We start from the raw sequence: 22,120 nt of genomic DNA, 5'->3' as shown, positions 1-22,120 counted from the left end.
ACTTCGGGGACTTCTTCATGGCTCCATTCTCTACAGTTGGAGCCTCCTCGAAACCCGGGGCGATTCAAGTGGGTTGTGTCGTTCAAAGCCGTGCCGTTGCGCATCGGGTTGATGCAGAGGCGCTCGACGCTGCGCTTGCACGGAGCAGGCATCTGAAGTGTCTGCTGCTTGCGTATGTGGGGTTCTGTATGAACCAGATCACCCTGGCGGTCGCTTGCGCCCCTCGGTATACCACCGTTCAACGACTGGCCCGGTGGCTGCTCGCGAGCTGCAAACTCATGGATGCAGACACCCTTTCGTCGACTCAGTACGCGCTGGCGACAATGCTCGGCGTGAGCAGGGGGCAACTCAATCGAGCGGCCAGTGAGTTGCAGCGACGGGGTGTCGTTCAAGTTGGCCGAGGCGGGTTGACGGTGTTGAACGCCACAGGCCTTCGAGAGATTGCATGCAGCTGTGACACCGGGGCCCAAGCCATGACCCGCTAAACAACGATATTCATGCCCTCTAATCGGCCAAGATCGACGCCAGCATCGCGCGCATACATCGCGATCTCGCTGACGGTGGTCTTGCTGATGCCCAAAGCGGCAGCCACCTGCCTGCCGGGTGCTGAGGCTGGCGTCGGCCAGCAGTTGAAGTGCTTGTCTGATCTTGCTCATGAGGACCCTTGGTGTGGGCATCGCCTCTCCCGGCCAAAGCCGGGCAGCCTATGCCTCGTTGGGTCACTCAGGACACCCTCCCGGTGTCCGCGATCAGTTTGGAATGCTGTCCGCCATCAGCGTGGAACGGTGTCCGCCATCACGGCGGAATGCTGTCCGCCATCAGAGCGAAACGGTGTCCGCGATCGCGTGGAATACGCACCCGCAGTACTGCATGGCAGGCCATCATCCAAGTGCTGGAATCGTCGGACGACCCTGCGGATATGAAGCTTGCAAATGCGGTTCGTGGCTACATGACGGGCGGAAAAGGCCCGCCGCTGTGCGCGAGCCACGCATAGTCCGCGCGGTGGAACTACCTGATTTGGATCGAGGAAGTCGCTGAGCCCGTCCGAGTCCATTTCTTGCGCTTCGGGCGGGGATCGGCGCCAGCCTTGCGTCGCCCAGCTCTGCTGCTTACTGTGATGGTGTTGGACTCCGGCGGCTGGGCGGCAACTCCGCGATGGCTGACGATTGGCCATGCCGCCAAAGCCGGCTTGGCCCGAAGCCATTCAGGCCATGGTCGTCGCCAGTCGCGGAGCAACGACTGAGCTGCAAAATTTCCCCCAGTCTTCCATGAGGAGGCGACGTTTAGCCAGCATATCGCCACGCAGATAGGCTGCAACTGTCTGGTTTGCCTCGCTGTGTGCCAGTGCTTTGTCGTAAACCTTGAAGTCGTGGTCGGTGGTTTCCGCAGCCCAATCGGTCAGGGTTGATCTGAAACCGTGCACGGTCACACGGCGGCCTTCCATCCTCGGATCAATCCAGGTCTTGGGTTCGCGCTCGTCCATGTTGCCGATGACATTCAACATCGAAGTGTTGTAAAGCCCGACGCCACGCCACTGAAAGACCAACGGGCAACTGTCCAAGCGGTGGGGCTTCATCAACTGAAGGATATCCATAGCCCGGGCTGATAGGGGAACCCGCATGGGGAACTTGCCCTTCATGTGTTCCGTTGGGACTGTCCAGAGTTGCCTTTCCTCATCGATCTCGCTCCACGTGGCCAAGATGATGGGATTGGTCCGCATGGCAGTCAGGATGGCGAACTCCAGGGCCATTGCCGGAGAGATCGAACGGCGGAACTTGATGTTGGCGTCTTGGATCTCGTGTAGCCGCGTCATGAAGGCACCCATCCGCTCGTAGGGCAGGGAGGGATGATGGCCTTCGTCTTGCACCTTGTCTGGAGACGAGAGCAGATGCTGGAGGTTTGCTTTCCAGACTGCTGGGTTGTCGCCGCTGCAGTAGTTCTTCACCTTGGCCCAGCCCCACACAGCTTCCATCCGAGAGCGGACCCGGGTGGCGGTCTCGTTGATCTCAAGCCAGATCGGCTTGAGGACGGCAAAGACATCGTGCAGGGTGATCTCGTCCACCCACTTGTCGCCTAGCAAGGGATAGGTGTAGGTGGAAAGCGTGGTTCCCCACTGCGCGGCGTGTTTAGCGTTGGTCAGTTCGGGGATCTTGACGTCGGCAACGTAGGTCTCGCAGCACCAACTCCACTTCTTACGATCGCTCCGTGCGCCCTCTTTGGCGAGCAGCGCACTTCTCTCTGAATTGCGGCTGTCGATCGGATCGACCCCTGAAAGCAATCTCGTGCGGTGTGCCTTGGCCAATTGGCGGGCCGCTTCGAGGTCAATGGAATGGAGCGGCCCGAGCCCCATTTCGCGGGACCGCCCCTTCAAGCGAAAGCGAAACAGCCAACTCTTGGCGCCGCCTGGGGAAACCTGAAGGTACAAATTTCCCCCATCTGCGTAGTAACCAGGCTTCCTGGTGTTCTTTACGACCAGCGGACTCAGTCGGTGGATGACATGAGGGCCTTGCTTGGTTGCCATGGTGACTTCTCCAAAAAGTCTACCCACAAAATTCCGAGGATCTCGAAATTTCTACCCACAAAGCTTACCCCCAATCCCACCCACAAAAAAGTGCGGGAAGCAACAGGATGTTGCGAGGCGACCTGGGATGTCCTCTTGGGGTGGTGGGGGCCTTTTTCCTATGAAAAGGACGAAAAAAAGCCGTCCTTGGGACGGCTTTGGACTTCTTGAGAAGTGTGTCTTGGCGGAGAGGGCGGGATTCGAACCCGCGGTGGGGATAAACCCACACACGCTTTCCAGGCGTGCGACTTAAACCGCTCATCCACCTCTCCGAAGCCCGCCATCATAGCGCAGTTTTGATCCGGCTTGAGCGAAAGTCGCTTCGCTCGATGGGCGCGCAAGTCGCACAGCGGACAGCGGTGCCGCCATGGGCGCGGCTACGATAGCGGCGCCGGCGCAGGCCGGCACACGTCTTCAGGGCGGGGCGGAATTCCCCACCGGCGGTAGGCCAGCGCGAGCTGGTGAGCCCGCGAGCGCTCGGACCTCCCCGGTTCGAGGTCAGCAGATCTGGTGCGATGCCAGGGCCGACGGTCACAGTCCGGATGAAAGAAGATGTGCCAACAAGCGCTCGTTGCGGCGTGGGCGACTGTTCGCCCGCGCGGCGTCGGGTGCTTGTTTGCGCGCCCTGAAATGTCTTCTCTCACCTTTCACGAGGAGCGTTTCAACATGTCTCAACACGCTATTTCTACCCCTTTGCACCCCGACGCTGCGGCCTGCAGCGAGCAGGAGATCCTGCGCATGCCCGCACGCCTGGCGGCGGCGCTGATCGCGATGCGCGCCGGCAAGCCGGTGCTGCTGACCGATGACGACGACCGCGAGGACGAGGCCGATCTGATCATCGCGGCCGAGCGCCTGAGCGAGGCCTCGATGGCCCTGCTGATCCGCGAGTGCAGCGGCATCGTCTGCCTGTGCCTGCAGGACGCACAGATCGAGCGGCTGGCGCTGCCGCCTATGGTGGCCAATAATGAAAGCCGCTTTGGCACGGCCTTCACCGTCAGCATCGAGGCCAGTCAGGGGGTGAGCACCGGTGTCAGCGCGGCCGACCGGCTGACGACGGTGCGTGCGGCGATCGCGCCCGATGCGGAGCCGGCCGATCTGGCGCGACCCGGCCATGTGTTCCCCTTGCGCGCGGCGCCTGGCGGCGTGCTGGCGCGGCGCGGCCATACCGAGGGCTCGGTCGATCTGGCCCTGATGGCGGGCCTGTCGGGTGCGGCGGTGCTGTGCGAGCTGATGAATGCCGATGGCACGATGAGCCGCGGCCAGCAGGTGCTGGACTTTGCCCATCACCATGGCCTGCCGATGCTCAGCATTGCCGAGCTGGCCGACTACCGGCAAAAGGGCTGGCGTCAGGCTGCTTAACCGGATTTGTGGCCCTTCATCAGGGCCATCGCGGTGCCGATCAGGCCGCCGACCTCGCTCATATTGCCCGGGACAATCATCGTGTTGTTTTTCTGGGCCAGCTGGGCATAGGCATCGACGGCCTTTTCCGCCACCTTCAGCTGCACGGCCTGCTGGCCGCCCGGTTGCTCGATGGCGGCGGCGATCTTGCGGATCGCGTCGGCGGTGGCGTCGGCCACCGCGGTGATCGCGGCAGCCTCGCCCTGGGCCTTGTTGATCTCGGCCTGTTTCTCGCCCTCGGAGCGGGCGATGGCGGCCTCGCGCTCGCCGGTGGCGATATTGATCTGCTCCTGGCGGCGGCCCTCGGAGGCGGCGATCAGGGCGCGCTTTTCGCGCTCGGCGGTGATCTGGGCCTGCATCGAATGCAGGATGGCCGGCGGCGGGGTCAGGTCCTTGATCTCGTAGCGCAGCACCTTTACGCCCCAGTTCAGCGCGGCCTCGTCCAGCGCCTCGACGACCGAGGTGTTGATGATGGCGCGCTCCTCGAAGGTGCGGTCCAGCTCCATGCGGCCGATCACCGAGCGCAGGGTGGTCTGGGCCAGCTGGGTGATCGCGACGATGTAGTTGCTGGAGCCGTAGCTGGCGCGCATCGCGTCCGTCACCTGGAAATAGAGGATGCCGTCCACCGTCAGCTGGGTGTTGTCCTTGGTGATGCAGACCTGGCTGGGCACGTCGAGCGGGATTTCCTTCAGCGAATGCTTGTAGGCCAGGCGGTCGACAAAGGGCACGAGGAAGTTCAGCCCCGGTGTCAAGGTCGCATGGAACTTGCCCAGGCGCTCGACCACCCAGGCGTTTTGTTGCGGCACGACCTTGATCGAGCGGGCCACGAAGATGGCCGCGATGACCAGCAGAACCAGTGCGATTTCCATGAATGAGGCTCCCTCTTGGTGATGGTGTCAGTGATCCAGCAGCAGGCAGCTGCCCTCGACCGCGCGTATCACATAGCGACCGGCGACAGGGGTGTCGCTGCCCTGGTAGCGGGCCTGCCAGTCGGCGCCGCGGTACTTGACCGTCGCGCGGCCGCCGGGCTGCCAGTGATCGACCTGCACGCTCTGGCCGATGTCCAGATTGACATCGGGATTGGCGTTGGCGGGGGCGGCCTGGCCACGGGCGGCGCGCTTTTGATGCCAGAGCACGACGGCGGCGCCGCCGACCACGGCGGCTGTGGCGATCTGCGCCGTCAGGCCCAGGCCCAGATGGGCGGCCAGTGCGGCAGCGGCGGCGCCGACGGCAAGCATCAGCAGATAAAACGTGCCGGTGGCCAGTTCTATGGCCACCAGGGCGCCGGCGATCAGCCACCAGACGGTGGCCTGATTCATGTCCATGTCACCTCCCCAAGCTCATGATGTGAATCGAGTGTAGTGCCCGGGCTCGTGCGCTTTGTGAGACAAAGCGCGAAGGCGCGCGCGCACGGGCAATGCTTGGCCCTACACTTCGCGCCTTCTGTTTTTTTTGCCCCAGCCCTTTGGAGGCCCCGAATGCTGCGTTTTCGCTTTCCGATTGTGATCATTGATGAGGACTACCGCTCGGAGAATACGTCCGGTCTGGGTATCCGAGCCCTCGCTGATGCGATCCAGAAAGAGGGCTTCGAGGTGCTGGGCGTCACCAGCTACGGCGATCTGAGCCAGTTCGCCCAGCAGCAGAGCCGGGCCAGCGCCTTCATCTTGTCGATCGACGACAACGAGTTCACGCCCGGCCCGGAGCTCGATCCGGCCGTGCTGAGCCTGCGCAAATTCATCGAGGAGATCCGCTTCAAGAACGCGGACATCCCGATCTATGTGTATGGCGAGACCCGCACCTCCCAGCATCTGCCCAATGATGTGCTGCGCGAGCTGCATGGCTTCATCCATATGTTCGAAGACACGCCGGAGTTCGTGGCCCGCCACATCATCCGCGAGGCCAAGAGCTATCTGGACGGGCTGGCGCCGCCGTTCTTCAAGGCGCTGATGGACTATGCGCAGGACGGTTCCTACAGCTGGCATTGCCCTGGGCACTCCGGCGGCGTGGCCTTCCTGAAGAGCCCGGTGGGTCAGATGTTCCACCAGTTCTTCGGCGAGAACATGCTGCGCGCCGACGTCTGCAATGCGGTCGAGGAACTCGGTCAGCTGCTGGACCACACCGGCCCGGTGGCGGCCTCGGAGAAGAATGCGGCGCGCATCTTCAATGCCGACCACTGCTTCTTCGTCACCAATGGCACCTCGACCTCCAACAAGATGGTCTGGCACCACACGGTGGCGCCGGGCGATGTGGTCGTGGTCGACCGCAACTGCCACAAGAGCATCCTGCACGCCATCATCATGACCGGCGCGGTGCCGGTCTTCATGACCCCGACGCGCAACCACTACGGCATCATCGGCCCGATTCCCGAGAGCGAGTTCTCGCCGGAGTCGATCAAGAAGAAGATCGCGAAGAATCCGCTACTCAAGGGCGTGGATGCCAAGAAGGTCAAGCCGCGCATCATGACGCTGACGCAGAGCACCTATGACGGCGTGCTCTACAACACCGAGACCATCAAGGCCAAGCTCGACGGCTGGATCGATACCCTGCATTTCGACGAGGCCTGGCTGCCGCATGCGGCCTTCCACAACTTCTACGGCAGCTTCCATGCGATGGGCAAGAACCGCCCGCGCCCGAAGACCGCGATGGTCTATGCCACGCAGTCGACCCACAAGCTGCTGGCCGGCCTGAGCCAGGCCTCGCAGGTGCTGGTGCAGGACTCGCAGAACGTCAAGCTGGACAAGCATCTGTTCAACGAAGCCTATCTGATGCACACCAGCACCAGCCCGCAGTACTCGATCATTGCCAGCTGCGATGTCGCGGCGGCGATGATGGAGCCGCCCGGCGGCACGGCCCTGGTGGAAGAAAGCATCTCGGAGGCGCTGGACTTCCGCCGCGCGATGCGCAAGGTCGAGAAGGACTATGGCAAGAAGGACTGGTGGTTCAAGGTCTGGGGCCCGGACAAGCTGACCGAGGACGGCTTCGGCAAGCCGGCTGACTGGATGCTGAAGGCCAACGAGAAGTGGCATGGCTTCGGCAATATCGCCGCCGGCTTCAATATGCTGGACCCGATCAAGTCCACCATCATCACGCCCGGCCTGGACATGAGCGGCAAGTTCGCCGACAGCGGCATCCCGGCCTCCATCGTCACCAAATTCCTGGCCGAGCATGGCGTCGTGGTCGAGAAGACCGGCCTGTACTCGTTCTTCATCCTGTTCACGATAGGCATCACCAAGGGCCGCTGGAACACCTTGCTGACCGCCTTGCAGCAGTTCAAGGACGACTACGACAAGAACGCGCCGCTGTGGCGCATCATGCCGGAGTTCGTGGCCGCCCAGCCGCGCTACGAGCGCATGGGCCTGCGTGATCTGTGCCAGAGCATCCACGAGGCATATGCCAAGGGCGATATCGCGCGCCTGACCACCGAGGTCTATCTGTCGGACCTGGAGCCGGCGATGAAGCCCAGCGATGCCTATGCCCATATCGCGCACCGCAAGACCGAGCGGGTGGCGGTCGACCATCTGGAAGGCCGGGTCACGACCTCCTTGCTGACGCCTTATCCGCCCGGCATCCCGCTCTTGATCCCGGGCGAGCGCTTCAACAAGAAGATCGTCGACTACCTGAAGTTCACCCGCGAGTTCAATGCCAAGTTCCCCGGTTTTGCCACCGATGTGCATGGCCTGGTGGAAGAGAAGGGCGAGGACGGCAAGTCGACTTACTACGTCGACTGCGTCTCGGCCGGCTGAGTGGTAAGCCTCTCGCCCAGGGCATACCTGGGCGATCCCCCGAGGGGATGAAAAAGCGCCGGCTTGACCGGCGCTTTTTTCGTTCGGCCGCCCTTGGGAGCGGCCCGGCGGGCGGCGGCTTACTCTGCCGACATGGCGACGTGGCTGAAGCCGCCGTCGACATAGATGATCTCGGAGCTGATGCCGCTGGACAGGTCGGAGAACAGGAAGGCGGCGGTGTTGCCGACATCCTCGATCGTCACATTGCGCCGGATCGGTGCGCTGGCGGCGAACTGGCTCAGCAGCTTGCCGAAGTCCTTGATGCCCGAGGCGGCCAGGGTCTTGATCGGGCCGGCCGAGATGCCGTTGACGCGCACGCCCTTGGCGCCCAGTGAATGCGCCAGATAGCGCACGCTGGCTTCCAGCGAGGCCTTGGCCAGGCCCATAGTGTTGTAGTTGGGCACATAGCGCTCGGCGCCCAGATAGCTCAGTGTCAGCAGCGAGCTGCCTGCGCGCAGGCGCGGTGCGGCCAGCTTGGCCATGGCCGGGAAGCTGTAGGCCGAGATGTCGTGGGCGATGCGGAAGTTCTCTCGCGTCAGTCCGTCGAGGAAGTCGCCGGCGATCGCTTCGCGCGGCGCGAAACCGATCGAGTGGACAAAACCATCAAACTCGGGCCAGGCCTCGCCCAACTGGTCGAAAAGCGCCTGGATCTGGGCGTCGTCCGACACATCGCAATCAAAAACGAGCTTGGAGCCGAATTCGGCGGCAAACTCGGTGATGCGCTCCTTGAAACGCTCACCCTGGTAGCTGAAAGCCAGCTCGGCCCCCTCGCGGTGGCAGGCTTTGGCGATGCCGTAGGCAATCGAGCGGTTGGACAGCACGCCCGTGATCAGCAGTCGCTTGCCGGCGAGAAAACCCATGGTGGCTCCTTGTCATTAAAATAAGCCTCGGATTTTGGCATGCCATCGGTACTTCGCGAGCGCCGCAGCTTGCGGGCATGGTGCTTGCATAGTACAATCCTGCCTTCGCTGAGGGGCTTTGAAGATTCTTCAAAGGCTGTTCAAAGACTTTTTGGCGAGGCACTGAGGTGGGCGGATTCATCCAGCCCATTTTTTTTGCTTGATCGCTTTTACATACCGACAGTCCTCCAGAGAGCCCGAGATACCCGCTGCATGAGTCAAAGCATGAACTGGCAAGCCGCCGTTGAAAAAACCGTGACCGGTCTGGGTTACGACATGGTGGACTGCGAACGCAGCCCCGGCGGCCTGCTGCGTGTCTATATTGACAAATTGCCTGAGCAGGCTCTGGCCGGCGAGCTGATCACGGTGGAAGACTGCGAGCGCGTGACGCGCCAGCTGCAGTATGTGCTCGAAGTCGAGAACTGCGCCTATGAGCGCCTTGAGGTGTCCTCGCCCGGCCTGGATCGCCCGCTGAAGAAGGCGGCCGACTACCAGCGCTTTGCCGGCCAGGAGATCGAGGTGACCCTGCGCATGCCGTTCCAGGGGCGCAAAAAGTACAAGGGTCTGCTGGAAGCCGCGGGCGAGGGCTGGCGTCTGGTCTTCAATGATGGCAAGAGCGATCAGGCATTGGATTTTTCGCTTGAAGAGGTCCGCGAGGCACGACTGGTGCCGGTGGTGAACTTCAAGGGGCGCGGCGCCAAGCCGGCGCCAGACAAGAAGGCCGGCAAGCCCAGTGCCGTGCCCAAGGATGACAAGGTTGACGGAGGTCCTGAGCAATGAACCGCGAACTGTTGATGTTGGTGGATGCGATTTCGCGCGAGAAGAGCGTGGAGCGCGATGTGGTGTTTGGCGCGGTGGAAGCTGCCCTGGCCTCGGCCACCAAGAAGTTGTATGGCGGCGAGGTGGACATCCGCGTCTCCGTTGACCGCGATTCGGGCGCTTACGAGACCTTCCGTCGCTGGCATGTCGTGCCCAATGAGGCCGGCCTGCAGAATGCCGACGCCGAGATCCTGCTGTTCGAAGCGCAGGAGCAGATCGCCGACATCGAGGTCGAGGACCATATCGAGGAGCCGATCGACTCGGTGCCGATCGGTCGTATCGGTGCCCAGGCCGCCAAGCAGGTGATCCTGCAGAAGATCCGCGACGCCGAGCGCGAGCAGCTGCTCAACGACTTCCTGTCGCGCGGCGAGAAGATCTTCATGGGCACCGTCAAGCGCCTGGACAAGGGCGACATCATTGCCGAGTCGGGCCGTATCGAAGGCCGCCTCAAGCGCGGCGAGATGATCCCGAAGGAAAACCTGCGCACCGGTGACCGCGTGCGCGCCGTCATCCTGGGCATCGACCCGACCCAGCGCGGCCCGCAAATCATGCTCTCGCGCTCCTCGCCCGAGTTCATGAAGGAGCTGTTTGCACAGGAAGTGCCCGAGATCGAGCAGGGCCTGCTGGAGATCAAGAGCTGCGCCCGCGATGCCGGCAGCCGCGCCAAGATCGCCGTGCTGTCGCATGACAAGCGGGTCGATCCGATCGGCACCTGCGTCGGCGTGCGCGGTTCGCGCGTCAACGGCGTGACCAATGAGCTGGCCGGCGAGCGCGTGGACATCGTGCTGTGGTCGGAAGATCCGGCCCAGTTCGTGATCGGCGCGCTGGCGCCGGCGAATGTGCAGTCCATCGTGGTGGACGAAGAACGACATGCCATGGACGTGGTGGTGGACGAGGAAAACCTCGCCATCGCGATCGGCCGTGGCGGCCAGAACGTGCGGCTCGCTTCCGAGCTGACCGGCTGGCGTATCAATATCATGTCGGCCGAGGAATCCGCGGCCAAGCATGAGATCGAATCGGAATCGGTGCGCAAGCTCTTCGTCGACAAGCTCGACGTCGATGCCGAAGTCGCCGACATCCTGATCGCCGAGGGTTTTACCAGCCTGGAAGAAGTGGCCTATGTGCCTATGCAGGAAATGCTGGAAATCGAGGCCTTCGACGAGGACACGGTCAACGAGTTGCGCACCCGGGCCAAGGATGCGCTGCTGACCATGGAAATTGCACGCGAGGAAAAGGTCGAGGAAGTGTCCCAAGACCTGCGCGACCTGGACGGCATGACGCCCGAACTGGTCGCCAAGCTCGCTGACGGCAATATCCATACCCGTGACGACTTGGCCGATCTGGCCGTCGACGAGCTCGTTGAACTGGCCGGCATGGACGAGGCTGCGGCCCGCGCCATGATCATGAAGGCCCGCGAACATTGGTTTGTCTGAGGCAGCGAGATGCCCGCACCAACCCATCATTCGCACAGCAAAGAACGCATAAGTTAAGGATCCAACAATGGCTGTGACTACCGTCGCCCAGTTCGCTGCAGAGCTTCAAAGGCCTGCGAGCACGCTGCTTGAGCAGCTGCAAGCTGCGGGCGTCAAAAAGGCGTCTACCGATGACGCCCTCAACGAAGCCGACAAGGAACGTCTGCTGGACTACCTGCGCACCGCGCACGGTACCGGCGGCGCCGACCGCAAGAAGATCACGCTGACCCGCAAGTCGACCAGCGAGATCAAGCAGGCCGACGCCAGCGGCAAGGCCCGCACCATCCAGGTCGAGGTGCGCAAGAAGCGCACCTTCGTCAAGCGCGATGACGCCCCGGGTGGCTTGGACGAGGCTGGCGCCGCCGCCGCCGAAGAAGCTGATCTGCAGCGTCGCGAAGAGGAAGCCCAGGCTCAGGCCGAAGCCCTGCGCCGCCAGGAAGAGGAATTGGCGATCCGCGTGCGCGAGCGTGAGGAAGCCGAGCGCGCCGCCCGTGCCGCCGAAGAGCAGCGCCGCCAGGACAAGCTGGCTGCCGAAGCCCGCGCTGCCGAGGAAGCTGCGGCCAAGGCTGCGGCCGACGCCGCTGCGGCCAAGGCCGCCAAAGCCAAACCGGCTGCCGCTGCTGACAACTCGGCGGCCCGTGAAGCCGCCAAGGTAGCTGCTGCCGCGATCAACAAGGCGGTGGCCGGTGGCGGGCGTCGTGCCGCGGCCGCTGCACCAGCGCCCGAAGTGGCCGCACCGGCTCCGGAAGCCGCCGCACCTGCGGCGCCCGTCGCCGCGCCGGCTGCACCGGCAGCACCGGTCGAGCCGCCCAAGCCCGCGCTGCGGGTGATCAAGGCGGTCGATGTGGGCGCCGAAGAGAAGCAGAAACAGGTCGACCTGGAGCGCCGCCGCAAGGCTGCCGAGGCCGAGGCAGCGGCGATCCGCGCGATGATGAATGCACCGAAGAAGGTGATGGTCGCGAAGAAGGAAGAGCCGAAGCCGGAGGTCAAGGACGCGGCCAAGGAAATCAAGGGCACGATCCATAAGAAGCCGGGCACGCCGGGCGCTCCCGCGCCGGCCGCTGCCGGGGCTGCCAAGCCGGGCGACAAGAAGTCGGTCAAGTCCGAGAAGCTGTCGAGCAGCTGGGCCGACGACGCCGCCAAGAAACGCGGTCTGAAGACCATTGGTTCGACCGGCCCCGCCGGTGCCCGTCCGTCCTCGGGCTGGCGCGCACCCAAGGGTGGCGCCGGTGGCCGTCGCGGCGGTCGCGATGATCGTGGTGGCGCACCGTCCAACTTCGTCGCGCCGTCGGAACCGGTGGTGCAGGAAGTGCACATCCCCGAGACCATCTCGGTGGCCGATCTGGCGCACAAGATGTCCATCAAGGCCTCCGAGGTCATCAAGCAGTTGATGAAGCTCGGCCAGATGGTCACGATCAACCAGCAGCTGGACCAGGAAACCGCGATGATCGTCGTGGAAGAAATGGGTCACAAGGCCTTCGCGGCCAAGCTGGACGATCCTGATGCCTTCCTCGAGGAAGAGGGCGTCACCGAGCAGACCCACGAGCTGCTGTCGCGTGCGCCGGTGGTCACGGTCATGGGTCACGTCGACCACGGCAAGACCTCGCTGCTGGACTACATCCGCCGTGCCCGCGTGGCCGCCGGTGAAGCCGGTGGCATCACGCAGCACATCGGCGCTTACCACGTCGACACGCCGCGCGGCATGATCACCTTCCTGGACACCCCGGGTCACGCGGCCTTCACGCAGATGCGTGCCCGCGGCGCCAAGGCCACCGACATCGTCATCCTGGTGGTGGCGGCGGACGACGGCGTGATGCCGCAGACCAAGGAAGCCATCCACCACGCGAAGGCGGCCGGCGTGCCCCTGGTTGTGGCGATGAACAAGATCGACAAGCCCGGTGCCAATCTGGAACGCCTGAAGAGCGAGCTGGTGGCCGAAGAGGTGGTGCCCGAAGAGTTCGGCGGCGAGTCGCCGTTCGTGCCGGTTTCGGCCAAGACCGGCGAGGGCATCGATGCCCTGCTGGAACAGGTGCTGCTGCAGGCCGAAGTGCTGGAACTCAAGGCCGCCAAGGATTCGATGGCCAAGGGTCTGGTGATCGAAGCCAAGCTGGACAAGGGCCGCGGTCCGGTCGCGACCATCCTGGTGCAAAGCGGCACCCTGAAGCGTGGCGATGTGGTGCTGGCCGGCTCGACCTATGGCCGCGTGCGCGCCATGCTGGACGAGGACGGCAAGGCCTGTACCGAGGCGGGTCCGTCGATCCCGGTGGAAATCCAGGGTCTGACCGAAGTGCCGCAGGCCGGCGACGAGTTCATGGTGCTGTCCGACGAGCGTCGGGCGCGCGAGATCGCGACCTTCCGTTCGGGCAAGTACCGCGATGTCAAGCTGGCTCGCCAGCAGGCCGCCAAGCTCGAGAACATGTTCGAGAACATCGGTGGCGATCAGCAGACCCTGAGCCTGATCATCAAGGCCGATGTGCAAGGCTCGCAGGAAGCGCTGGCTTCGTCGTTGCTCAAGCTGTCGACGCCCGAGGTCAAGGTGCAGATCGTGCACGCGGCCGTGGGCGGCATCAGCGAGAGCGACGTCAATCTGGCGATCGCCTCCAAGGCGGTCATCATCGGCTTCAACACCCGGGCCGATGCCGGTGCGCGCAAGCTGGCCGAAGGCAATGCGGTCGACATCCGCTACTACAACATCATCTATGACGCCGTGGATGAGGTGAAGGCAGCGATGACCGGCATGCTGGCTCCCGAGCAGCGCGAGGAAGTCATCGGCACGGCCGAGATCCGCGTGGTCTTCGTGGCCTCCAAGATCGGCACGGTGGCCGGTTCGATGGTCACCTCGGGCCTGGTGCGCCGTGGTGCCAAGTTCCGCCTGCTGCGCGAGAACATCGTGGTCTACACCGGCGAGGTCGACTCGGTCCGCCGCGAGAAGGACGATGTGAAGGAAGTCAAGGAAGGCTTCGAGTGCGGTATCAAGCTGAAGAACTACAACGACATCGCCGAGGGCGACCAGTTGGAATTCTTCGAGATCAAGGAAGTGGCCCGAACGCTGTAAGGCGGCGTTGCCCTCAGTCGAAAGACTTGTCAGCAAACCCCGCCTTCCACACGAAGGCGGGGTTTGCGTTTACAGGGCGCCAAGGAGTTGAGCATGCGACATAAACGAGCTATTCCCAACCGCGGTTTCCGCGTGGCCGACCAGATCCAGCGCGATCTGGCCGAGCTGGTCCGTGAGTTGAAAGATCCGCGCATCGGCATGGCCACGGTCAATGCCGTCGAGGTCACGCCCGATTACGCCCATGCCAAGGTGTTCTTCTCGGTGCTGGTCGGCGATCCGGTCGAGACCGAGGCGGCCCTCAACGAGGCCGCCGGCTTTCTGCGCAACGGCTTGTTCAAGCGCCTGCAGATCCACACCGTGCCGACCCTGCACTTCCATTTCGACCGCAGCATCGAGCGCGCGGCCGAGCTGAGCTCGCTGATCCACAAGGCCAATGCGACGCGGGCACTGGACGACGAGCCCGCGCTGCCCGACAGTAGCGCTGGCGAGCCCGCCAAGGACTGAGCCATCGCGATGAACAACCCCGCCCCGCGCCCCAGGATCACACGCCGTGCCGTGCACGGCGTGCTGTTGCTGGACAAGCCGCTGGGCCTGTCCAGCAACGACGCGCTGCAGAAAGCCAAATGGCTGCTGCGGGCGGAGAAGGCCGGGCATACCGGCACGCTGGATCCGCTGGCCACCGGGCTGCTGCCGCTGTGCTTTGGTGCGGCCACCAAGTTCAGCCAGGTCAGCCTGGATGCCGACAAGGCCTATGACGCGGTGCTGCGGCTGGGCCTCACGACCACCACCGGCGACGCCGAGGGCGAGGTGCTGGAGCAGCGCGAGGTGGCGGTGACGGCCGAGCAGATCGTCGCCGCGCTGGCCGCGCTGAGCGGCGAGATCGAGCAGAAGCCGCCGATGTATTCGGCGCTCAAGCACGAAGGCCGGCCGCTGTACGAGTACGCCCGCGCCGGCATCGAGGTCGAACGCCCGACGCGCCGCGTCACGATTCACTCGATTGACATGCTGGATTGGCAGCATGACACCCTGAGCTTGCGGGTGCGCTGCTCCAAGGGGACCTATATCCGCACGCTGGCCGAAGACCTGGGCAAGATCCTGGGCTGCGGCGCCTCGCTGGGCGCGCTGCGCCGCATCGGCTCCGGCCCGCTGAGCGTGGCCCAGGCCATCAGCCTGGACGCGCTGGCGGCGCTGACCGAGACCGAGCGCGAGGCCTTGCTGCGCCCCCCGGACGCCTTGCTGGCGGACTGGCCCGCGCTGAGCTTGCCCGGCGACGAGGCCGCCCGTTTTCTCACCGGTCTGCGGCGCCGTGTTGCCGTTGCAGATGCGGCGCATGTCAGGGTCTACGGGCCCGAGCCGCATGTGCTACTAGGCAGTGCACACATCAGCGCCGGCGAATTGATCGCCGACCGACTATTGAGCGCTCAGGAGGTTGAAGGCCTCCGCAGCGAACCCAGATTTTTTGAAAGCGTCGTATGAGTAAGCAGATTCGCAACATCGCCATCATCGCCCACGTCGACCATGGCAAAACCACCATGGTCGACCAGCTGCTGCGCCAGTCCGGCACCTTCGCCGAGCACGAAAAAGTGGTCGACACCGTGATGGACAACAACGCCATCGAACGCGAGCGCGGCATCACCATCCTGGCCAAGAACTGCGCGGTCAGCTGGGAAGGCACCCACATCAATATCGTCGACACCCCCGGACACGCGGACTTCGGCGGTGAAGTCGAGCGCGCGCTGTCGATGGTCGACGGCGTGGTGCTGCTGATCGACGCCCAGGAAGGCCCGATGCCGCAGACCCGCTTCGTCACGAAGAAGGCGCTGGCCCTGGGCCTGAAGCCCATCGTCGTCGTCAACAAGGTCGACAAGCCCGGTGCCAAGCCCGACGCCGTGATCAACGCCGCCTTCGATCTGTTCGACAAGCTGGGCGCCAATGACGAGCAGCTCGACTTCCCGGTCGTCTATGCCTCCGGCATCAATGGCTGGACCTCGCTGGAAGAGGGCGCGCCGGGCGAGCAGTGGGGGCCGGATATGTCGGCGCTGTTCAACACCGTGCTCAAGCATGTGCCGCCGCAAAAGGGCGACCCCGCCGCGCCGCTGCAGCTGCAGATCTCGGCGCTGGACTACAGCACCTTCGTCGGCCGCATCGGCGTGGGCCGCATCAGCCAGGGCACGATCAAGCCGGCGATGGACGTGCTGGTGATGGAAGGCCCGGACGGCAAGGCCGTCAAGGGTCGCGTCAACAATGTGCTGACCTTCCAGGGTCTGGACCGCGTGCAGGTCACCGAAGCCGGCCCCGGCGACATCGTGCTGATCAACGGCATCGAGGAAATCGGCATCGGCGTGACCGTGACCAGCGTGGCCAACCCGGCCCCGCTGCCGATGCTCAAGGTCGATGAGCCGACCCTGACGATGAACTTCTGCGTCAACACCAGCCCGCTGGCCGGTCGTGAAGGCAAGTTCGTCACCAGCCGCCAGATCTGGGACCGCCTGCAAAAAGAGCTGCAGAGCAATGTCGCGCTGCGCGTCAAGGAAACCGACGAAGACGGCATCTTCGAGGTGATGGGTCGCGGTGAACTGCACCTGACCATCCTCTTGGAGAATATGCGCCGCGAGGGCTACGAGCTGGCCGTCAGCAAGCCGCGCGTGGTGTTCCAGGACATTGACGGCGTCAAACACGAGCCTATCGAGCTGGTGACGGCCGACGTCGAGGAAACCCACCAGGGCGGCGTGATGCAGGCGCTGGGCGAGCGCAAGGGCGAGCTGGTCAATATGGAGCCGGACGGCCGTGGCCGTGTGCGCCTGGAGTACCGCATCCCGGCGCGTGGCCTGATCGGCTTTTCCAATGAGTTCCTGAACCTGACCCGCGGTTCGGGCCTGATCAGCAATATCTTCGACGGCTACGAGCCGCACAAGGGCGAGATCGCCAGCCGCAAGAACGGCGTGCTGATCTCGATGGATGCCGGTGAAATCTTCACCTACGCGCTGGGCAAGCTGGACGACCGCGGTCGCATGTTCGTCAAGCCCAACGACCCGGTCTATGAAGGCATGATCGTCGGTATCCACAGCCGCGACAACGATCTGGTCGTCAACGCCACCCGCACCAAGCAGCTGACCAACTTCCGCGTCAGCGGCAAGGAAGACGCGATCAAGATCACGCCGCCGATCGAGCTGACCCTGGAGTACGGCGTCGAGTTCATCGAGGACGACGAGCTGGTCGAGATCACGCCCAAGAGCGTGCGTCTGCGCAAGCGCCATCTGTCCGAGAACGAACGCAAGCGAGCATCGCGCTCTTGAGCGCAATGCTCGCTGCGCGGCGAGTGAGCTCCCCCTAGCCCCCTCCAGGAGGGGGCTCCAGCATGTATGACGCCCGCGCCCCTTCCAGGGGCGCTCTACATTCATGACCCATCGTCGTGCGGTATTGCTGATGCTTGTTGTCACGCTGCTGTGGAGCACGGCGGGCGTGGTGACGCGGCATCTGGAGGCGGCACGCAGCTTCGAGGTGACGTTCTGGCGCAGCGCCTTCAATGCGCTGGCGCTGGCGGCGGCGCTGGCCTGGATGCGCGGGCCGGCGCTGGCCGGGCAGATCCGGCGGGCCTCGGCCAGCGTCTGGGTCTCGGCCCTGTGCTGGGCCACGATGTTCACCGCCTTCATGGTGAGCATCACGCTGACCTCGGTGGCCAATGTGCTGGTGACGATGTCGCTAGGGCCCTTGCTCACGGCGCTGTTCGCCCGCGTCTTTCTGCGCCACCGGCTGCCAACGCGCACCTGGGCGGCGATCGCGCTGGGCAGTCTGGGCATGGCCTGGATGTTCGGCCACGAGATGCAGGGTGGGCCGGGTGCGCTGATCGGCGTCGCGGTGGCGTTCGCCGTGCCGCTGGCCGCCGCCACCAACTGGACCCTGCTGCAGCATGTGCAGCGCGGCAAGTCCGGCAGCGCCTCTGACCCGGACATGCTGCTGGCCGTGCTGCTGGGCGCGCTGATCTCCGCAGCGCTGACCCTGCCGCTGGCCTGGCCTTTGCAAGCCGGCGCGCATGACCTGACCCTGCTGGCCGGCCTCGGTGTGTTCCAGCTGGCCGTGCCCTGCCTGCTGGCGGTGCGGCTGACCCGCGTGCTGGCCGCGCCCGAGATTGCGCTGCTGGGTCTGCTGGAGGTGATCTTCGGCGTGCTGTGGGCCTGGCTCGGTGCTGGGGAAGCCCCGTCTTCCGCCGCCCTGGCCGGGGGTGCTATGGTGCTGCTTGCCCTGCTGGGCAATGAGTTGCTGGGCCTGCGCTCGCGGGCCTGCGGAACAAGATCAAAAAACTAAGGGAACTGGACATGCCGTCCGCCGCCATCTCCACCTTGCAGTCCGACGGTCAGATCCTGGCCGAAATCAATGGCTGCCTGGGACTGATCACTCTGAATCGCGCCACGGCGCTGAACGCGCTGTCGCTGGCGATGATCCGCGACATCACTCACTTGCTGAAGACCTGGGCCGCTGCGCCGCAGATCCAGGCCGTGGTGATCATGGGCGCCGGCCGCGAGGGAAAGCCGGCGGCCTTCTGCGCCGGCGGCGACATCCGCTTTTTCCACCAGGCCGCGCTGGCCGGTGACAGCGCCCTGGAGGAATTCTTCACCGAGGAGTACGCGCTCAACCACCTGATCCACCACTATCCCAAGCCCTATATCGCCCTGATGGATGGTGTGGTGATGGGCGGCGGCATGGGCATCAGCCAGGGCGCCCGGCTGCGCGTGCTGACCGAGCACTCGAAGCTGGCGATGCCCGAGACCCATATCGGCCTGTTCCCCGATGTCGGCGGCGGCTACTTCCTGAGCCAATGCCCGGGCCGAATCGGTGAGTGGCTGGCGCTGACCGGCCAGGTGATAGGCGCCGGCGATGCGATCGAGCTGAACCTCGCGGATGTGTTCGTGCAGAGCAGCGAGTTGCCCGCCATCATCGAGGCCTTCCGGCACGGCGAGCAGGGCAGTGCCGAGCATGTGGTCGCCACCGTGATGGAGCGGGCCGATCTGGCGCCGCCCGACGAGCATCTGCAGTTTCAGGCCCGCATCGACCGCCATTTTTCATTGCCCGATGTGGCTGCCATCATGGCCTCGCTGCGGGCCGAGGTCGACGACGAGTGGGCCCAGCGGACCCATGCGGCCCTGGCCAAGCGCTCGCCGCTGATGCTGGCCGTGACCCTGGAGCAGCTGCGCCGCGCGCGCCGCATGAGCCTGGCCGAGGATCTGCGCATGGAGCGCGATCTGGTGCACCGCTGTTTCCAGCTGCGCCCGGGCGCCGCCAGCGAGACCGTCGAAGGCATCCGCGCGCTGGCGGTCGACAAGGACCATGCGCCGCGCTGGAACCCGGCCCGCATCGAGGACGTGACACCGGCCATGGTCGAGGCCTTCTTCGAGAGCCCCTGGGCGCCGGATCAGCATCCGCTGCGGGCCTTGTTCTAGGGGTCTCGATCCGGCATTCGCACGGCGCAGCTGGGGAGGGCGGGGTAGCAGCCTAGGATGGGTCGCCACCCTGCCACGGAGATGCTCATGCGCCTATCTGCCCGCCCGCTCCAACTCGTCCTGCTGCTTGCCCCGCTGTGGCTGCTCGGCAGCTGTGGAGGCAGCGACGATGACGAGGATCCGCCCCTTCCGCCGCCGGCGGACACCGCTTGCCAGGCCATCAGCGATACCGGCACGGTCGTGGTCGGTTCGGGCCTGCCAGGGGATCCGGCGGCGCCCGAGCCGGCCTCGGGTTACCGCGTCGGCAAGAAGCTGGTGCATGCCAAGAGCTATATGGTGGTGACGGCCAATCCGCTGGCCAGCAAGGCCGGCTGTGAGGTGCTGAAGGCCGGCGGCACGGCCACCGATGCGGCCGTGGCCGTGCAGGCGGTGCTGGGCCTGGTCGAACCGCAGTCCAGCGGACTGGGTGGCGGTGCCTTCATGCTGCACTACGACGCCAAGACCAAGACCGTGGTCAGCTACGACGGCCGCGAGACCGCGCCGGCCGCCGCCACGCCCAACTACCTGCGCTGGATCGATGACGCCGGCGACCAGAGCGCGCCCAAGCCGAATGCCCGTGCCAGCGGCCGCTCGATCGGCACGCCCGGCGTCGTGCGCATGCTGGAGATGGCCCACAAAGCCCATGGCAGGACCGCCTGGAAGGAGCTGTTCCAGCCCGGCATCCAGCTGGCCACCAACGGCTTTGCGATCAGTGGCCGCATGGCGGCCGCGATCAGCGCCTCGCGCAGCAATCTGCTGGCCGATGCCGAGGCCGCCGCCACCTATTTCAACGCCGACCAGAGCGCCAAGGCCCTGGGCACGACGCTGAAGATCCCGGCCTATGCCGCGACGTTGACGGCGATCGCCAACGGCGGCGCCGATGCCTTCTACACCGGACCCATCGCGCAGGCCATCGTCGACAAGATCGGCGTCGCGGCCGCGACCGGCGGCACGCCCATCACGCCGGGCAAGACCACGCTGGCCGACCTGGCCGCCTACCAGCCGAAGAAGCGCGAGGCCGTCTGCACCACCTACCGGGCCTACTGGGTCTGCGGCATGCCGCCGCCCTCGTCGGGCGGCATCACGGTGGCCTCGGCCCTGGGCGTGCTGGAGAACTTCAATCTGAGCCTGCACGGCCCCAGCGCGATCGACCTGGAAGGCGGCAAGCCCAGCGTGTTCGGCGTGCACCTGATCAGCGAGGCCGGTCGCCTGGCCTATGCCGACCGCGACAAATACATCGCCGACACCGAGTTCGTGCCGCTGCCCGGCGGCAGCTGGGAGGCGATGCTGGCCAACCCCGATCTGCGCGGCCGCGCCGGCCGGATGAGCGTCAGCAAGAGCATGGGCACGGCGCAGCCGGGTGACTTCGGCACGCCCGCGCAAGGCCTGTCCAGCACGGCCGAGAACGGCACCACCCATATGACCATTGTCGACAAGGAGGGCAATGCGGTCGTGATGACGACCACGGTGGAAAGCTCCTTCGGCTCCTTCCACATGACCCAGGGCTTTGTCCTCAACAACCAGCTGACCGATTTCTCCGCCACGCCGACCGACGGGGCCGGCCTGCCGATCGCCAACAGCGTGGCCGCCGGCAAGCGCCCGCGCAGCTCGATGGCGCCGACCCTGGTGTTCAAGACCGCTGCCGACGGCAAGATCGGCGACTTCTATATGGGCACCGGCTCGCCCGGCGGCAGCACCATCATCCAGTACGTGATCAAGACCGTGGTCGGCGCGCTGGACTGGGGGCTGGACGCCCAGCAGGCGACCAATCTGATCGATTTCGGCGCCGCCAACAGCGTCACCACCAATGTCGGCGGCGAGCACCCGAATGTGAACGCCGCCAACAGCGGTGCGGCCGATCCCCTGGTCAGCGGCCTGCGGGCGCTGGGGCATACGGTGTCGGTCAATGCCCAGTCCAGCGGCATCTCCACCATCATCCGCGTGCCGCTCAATGGCACGCCGACCTTGACCGGCGGCGCCGATCCGCGCCGCGAGGGCGTGGCGCTGGGTGACAGCTTCAAGCCCTGAGTCGCTCCCGCGTTGGGCCACAATCACCGGCACCAATCAAATCAACAACGAGATGGCGGCGCTCCCAAGAGGGCGCCGCAGGGAGATGCGGTGATTGCCGTCTTGCGCGGGCGTGTGGACGCCCTGGGCCCTCCGTTCCGGGCCTTGCTGTGCAGCGAGCTCTTGAGCTGGCTGGCACTGATGGTCGGTGCGGTCGCCGCGCCCTGGTGGATTGCCGGCCAGGGCGGAGCCCGTGATCTGGCCATCTACGGTTTCAGCGCGGCCACCCTGGCGGTGATCGTGATGCCGGTGCTGTCGCCGCTGGGCGACCGCCTGGCCAAACGCCGGCTGATCATGCTGGGCCTCCTGCTCTATGCGCTGGTGGCCCTGCTGCTGGCCAGCCTGGTCAGCCTCGACCACTATCACCTCGGCTGGGTCCTGCTGGCCGCCTTGCTGAGCGCGCTGGCCTCGGGCCTGTTGATGCCGGCGCTGATGACGGTGGCCGCCGATCTGGTCGAGACCCCGCAGCTGCCCGATGCCCTGAGCCTGCAGCGCAGCGCGCAGTCGCTGGGCCGGGTGCTGGGGCCGGCGCTGGGCGGCAGCCTGCTGGCCTGGTCGACCGGCGCGGCGCTGTGGTTGCAGGCCGGCCTG

General features: G+C 65.0%; 17 protein-coding genes, 1 tRNA gene and 1 riboswitch. Of the genes, 13 read left to right on the top strand and 5 right to left on the bottom strand.

Annotated elements, in window-relative coordinates; genetic code table 11:
- The first annotated feature begins 17 nt into the window (after positions 1–17).
- The gene (locus PO768_RS29310; protein WP_442953276.1) at positions 18–485 is read left to right on the top strand and encodes a Crp/Fnr family transcriptional regulator; all 468 of its coding nucleotides are present in this window, start codon (positions 18–20) and stop codon (positions 483–485) included.
- Positions 486–1,204: 719 nt separating this feature from the next.
- Here PO768_RS29310 and PO768_RS20970 read toward each other — a convergent pair.
- Positions 1,205–2,521, bottom strand: coding sequence for a tyrosine-type recombinase/integrase (locus tag PO768_RS20970; RefSeq protein WP_272647604.1), 1,317 nt, complete (start codon positions 2,519–2,521; stop codon positions 1,205–1,207).
- 221 nt (positions 2,522–2,742) lie between these two features.
- Positions 2,743–2,832, bottom strand: a tRNA-Ser gene (locus PO768_RS20965).
- Positions 2,833–2,966: 134 nt separating this feature from the next.
- Positions 2,967–3,118, top strand: a riboswitch (FMN riboswitch).
- Positions 3,119–3,298: 180 nt separating this feature from the next.
- On the opposite strand from PO768_RS20965, the gene ribB reads away from it, so the two are divergent.
- Entirely contained in the window at positions 3,299–3,919 is a 621-nt protein-coding gene (ribB, locus tag PO768_RS20960) for a 3,4-dihydroxy-2-butanone-4-phosphate synthase (RefSeq protein ID WP_272647606.1), read from the top strand.
- Here ribB and PO768_RS20955 read toward each other — a convergent pair.
- Together PO768_RS20955 and PO768_RS20950 are read right to left on the bottom strand one after the other, a co-directional pair.
- Entirely contained in the window at positions 3,916–4,827 is a 912-nt protein-coding gene (locus PO768_RS20955) for an SPFH domain-containing protein (protein WP_272647603.1), read from the bottom strand. The genes ribB and PO768_RS20955 overlap by 4 nt on opposite strands.
- A gap of 27 nt (positions 4,828–4,854) precedes the next feature.
- A complete protein-coding gene (locus PO768_RS20950; protein WP_336297778.1) occupies positions 4,855–5,283 on the bottom strand; it encodes an NfeD family protein in 429 nt (142 codons plus the stop codon).
- Between the two features lie 153 nt (positions 5,284–5,436).
- Here PO768_RS20950 and PO768_RS20945 point away from each other — a divergent pair, with 153 nt between their 5' ends.
- Positions 5,437–7,701, top strand: a complete 2,265-nt coding sequence (locus PO768_RS20945; protein WP_137944960.1) for an arginine/lysine/ornithine decarboxylase — start codon at positions 5,437–5,439, stop codon at positions 7,699–7,701.
- A gap of 119 nt (positions 7,702–7,820) precedes the next feature.
- On the opposite strand, the gene fabI is transcribed toward PO768_RS20945, so the two are convergent.
- Positions 7,821–8,600 carry an enoyl-ACP reductase FabI gene (gene fabI, locus PO768_RS20940; protein WP_272647602.1) on the bottom strand — a complete coding sequence of 260 codons (780 nt, stop codon included), beginning with the start codon at positions 8,598–8,600 and terminating at the stop codon, positions 7,821–7,823.
- A 264-nt stretch (positions 8,601–8,864) separates the two neighbouring features.
- Here fabI and rimP point away from each other — a divergent pair, with 264 nt between their 5' ends.
- The 10 genes from rimP to PO768_RS20890 all read left to right on the top strand — a co-directional run.
- Positions 8,865–9,419 (top strand): ribosome maturation factor RimP, encoded by a 555-nt coding sequence (gene rimP / locus PO768_RS20935; protein ID WP_272647601.1) that lies wholly within the window; start codon positions 8,865–8,867, stop codon positions 9,417–9,419.
- The gene (nusA, locus tag PO768_RS20930) at positions 9,416–10,891 is read left to right on the top strand and encodes a transcription termination factor NusA (RefSeq protein WP_137944963.1); all 1,476 of its coding nucleotides are present in this window, start codon (positions 9,416–9,418) and stop codon (positions 10,889–10,891) included. The genes rimP and nusA overlap by 4 nt, the downstream gene beginning before the upstream one ends.
- A gap of 67 nt (positions 10,892–10,958) precedes the next feature.
- Complete coding sequence (infB, locus tag PO768_RS20925; protein ID WP_137944964.1) at positions 10,959–13,985, top strand: translation initiation factor IF-2; 3,027 nt, start codon at positions 10,959–10,961, stop codon at positions 13,983–13,985.
- Between the two features lie 93 nt (positions 13,986–14,078).
- Positions 14,079–14,489 (top strand): 30S ribosome-binding factor RbfA, encoded by a 411-nt coding sequence (gene rbfA / locus PO768_RS20920; RefSeq protein ID WP_137944965.1) that lies wholly within the window; start codon positions 14,079–14,081, stop codon positions 14,487–14,489.
- Positions 14,490–14,498: 9 nt separating this feature from the next.
- A complete protein-coding gene (truB, locus tag PO768_RS20915; protein WP_272647600.1) occupies positions 14,499–15,461 on the top strand; it encodes a tRNA pseudouridine(55) synthase TruB in 963 nt (320 codons plus the stop codon).
- On the top strand, positions 15,458–17,281 hold the full coding sequence (gene typA / locus PO768_RS20910; protein WP_262972711.1) for a translational GTPase TypA: 1,824 nt from the start codon (positions 15,458–15,460) through the stop codon (positions 17,279–17,281). Before truB ends, typA begins: the two co-directional genes overlap by 4 nt.
- Before the next feature lie 103 nt (positions 17,282–17,384).
- Complete coding sequence (locus tag PO768_RS20905) at positions 17,385–18,290, top strand: DMT family transporter (RefSeq protein ID WP_272647599.1); 906 nt, start codon at positions 17,385–17,387, stop codon at positions 18,288–18,290.
- 11 nt (positions 18,291–18,301) lie between these two features.
- On the top strand, positions 18,302–19,423 hold the full coding sequence (locus PO768_RS20900) for an enoyl-CoA hydratase/isomerase family protein (RefSeq protein WP_272647598.1): 1,122 nt from the start codon (positions 18,302–18,304) through the stop codon (positions 19,421–19,423).
- An 81-nt stretch (positions 19,424–19,504) separates the two neighbouring features.
- On the top strand, positions 19,505–21,490 hold the full coding sequence (locus PO768_RS20895; RefSeq protein WP_442953275.1) for a gamma-glutamyltransferase family protein: 1,986 nt from the start codon (positions 19,505–19,507) through the stop codon (positions 21,488–21,490).
- Positions 21,491–21,580: 90 nt separating this feature from the next.
- The coding region (locus PO768_RS20890) for an MFS transporter (RefSeq protein ID WP_272647596.1) at positions 21,581–22,120 on the top strand (540 nt) is incomplete at its 3' end.

Origin of the sequence: Paucibacter sp. XJ19-41, assembly GCF_028462495.1 — a bacterium.
Lineage (GTDB): Bacteria > Pseudomonadota > Gammaproteobacteria > Burkholderiales > Burkholderiaceae_C > Roseateles_E.
Note: the sequence above shows the minus strand (reverse complement) of the source record. Positions and strands in the feature narration are given on the sequence as shown.

Bases quoted from the DNA above. Each gene is read 5' to 3' on its own strand.
- PO768_RS29310 (WP_442953276.1), top strand. From the start codon at position 18: ATGGCTCCATTCTCTACAGTTGGAGCCTCCTCGAAACCCGGGGCGATT.
- PO768_RS20970 (WP_272647604.1), bottom strand. From the start codon at position 2,521: ATGGCAACCAAGCAAGGCCCTCATGTCATCCACCGACTGAGTCCGCTG.
- ribB (WP_272647606.1), top strand. From the start codon at position 3,299: ATGCCCGCACGCCTGGCGGCGGCGCTGATCGCGATGCGCGCCGGCAAG.
- PO768_RS20955 (WP_272647603.1), bottom strand. From the start codon at position 4,827: ATGGAAATCGCACTGGTTCTGCTGGTCATCGCGGCCATCTTCGTGGCC.
- PO768_RS20950 (WP_336297778.1), bottom strand. From the start codon at position 5,283: ATGGACATGAATCAGGCCACCGTCTGGTGGCTGATCGCCGGCGCCCTG.
- PO768_RS20945 (WP_137944960.1), top strand. From the start codon at position 5,437: ATGCTGCGTTTTCGCTTTCCGATTGTGATCATTGATGAGGACTACCGC.
- fabI (WP_272647602.1), bottom strand. From the start codon at position 8,600: ATGGGTTTTCTCGCCGGCAAGCGACTGCTGATCACGGGCGTGCTGTCC.
- rimP (WP_272647601.1), top strand. From the start codon at position 8,865: ATGAACTGGCAAGCCGCCGTTGAAAAAACCGTGACCGGTCTGGGTTAC.
- nusA (WP_137944963.1), top strand. From the start codon at position 9,416: ATGAACCGCGAACTGTTGATGTTGGTGGATGCGATTTCGCGCGAGAAG.
- infB (WP_137944964.1), top strand. From the start codon at position 10,959: ATGGCTGTGACTACCGTCGCCCAGTTCGCTGCAGAGCTTCAAAGGCCT.
- rbfA (WP_137944965.1), top strand. From the start codon at position 14,079: ATGCGACATAAACGAGCTATTCCCAACCGCGGTTTCCGCGTGGCCGAC.
- truB (WP_272647600.1), top strand. From the start codon at position 14,499: ATGAACAACCCCGCCCCGCGCCCCAGGATCACACGCCGTGCCGTGCAC.
- typA (WP_262972711.1), top strand. From the start codon at position 15,458: ATGAGTAAGCAGATTCGCAACATCGCCATCATCGCCCACGTCGACCAT.
- PO768_RS20905 (WP_272647599.1), top strand. From the start codon at position 17,385: ATGACCCATCGTCGTGCGGTATTGCTGATGCTTGTTGTCACGCTGCTG.
- PO768_RS20900 (WP_272647598.1), top strand. From the start codon at position 18,302: ATGCCGTCCGCCGCCATCTCCACCTTGCAGTCCGACGGTCAGATCCTG.
- PO768_RS20895 (WP_442953275.1), top strand. From the start codon at position 19,505: ATGCTCATGCGCCTATCTGCCCGCCCGCTCCAACTCGTCCTGCTGCTT.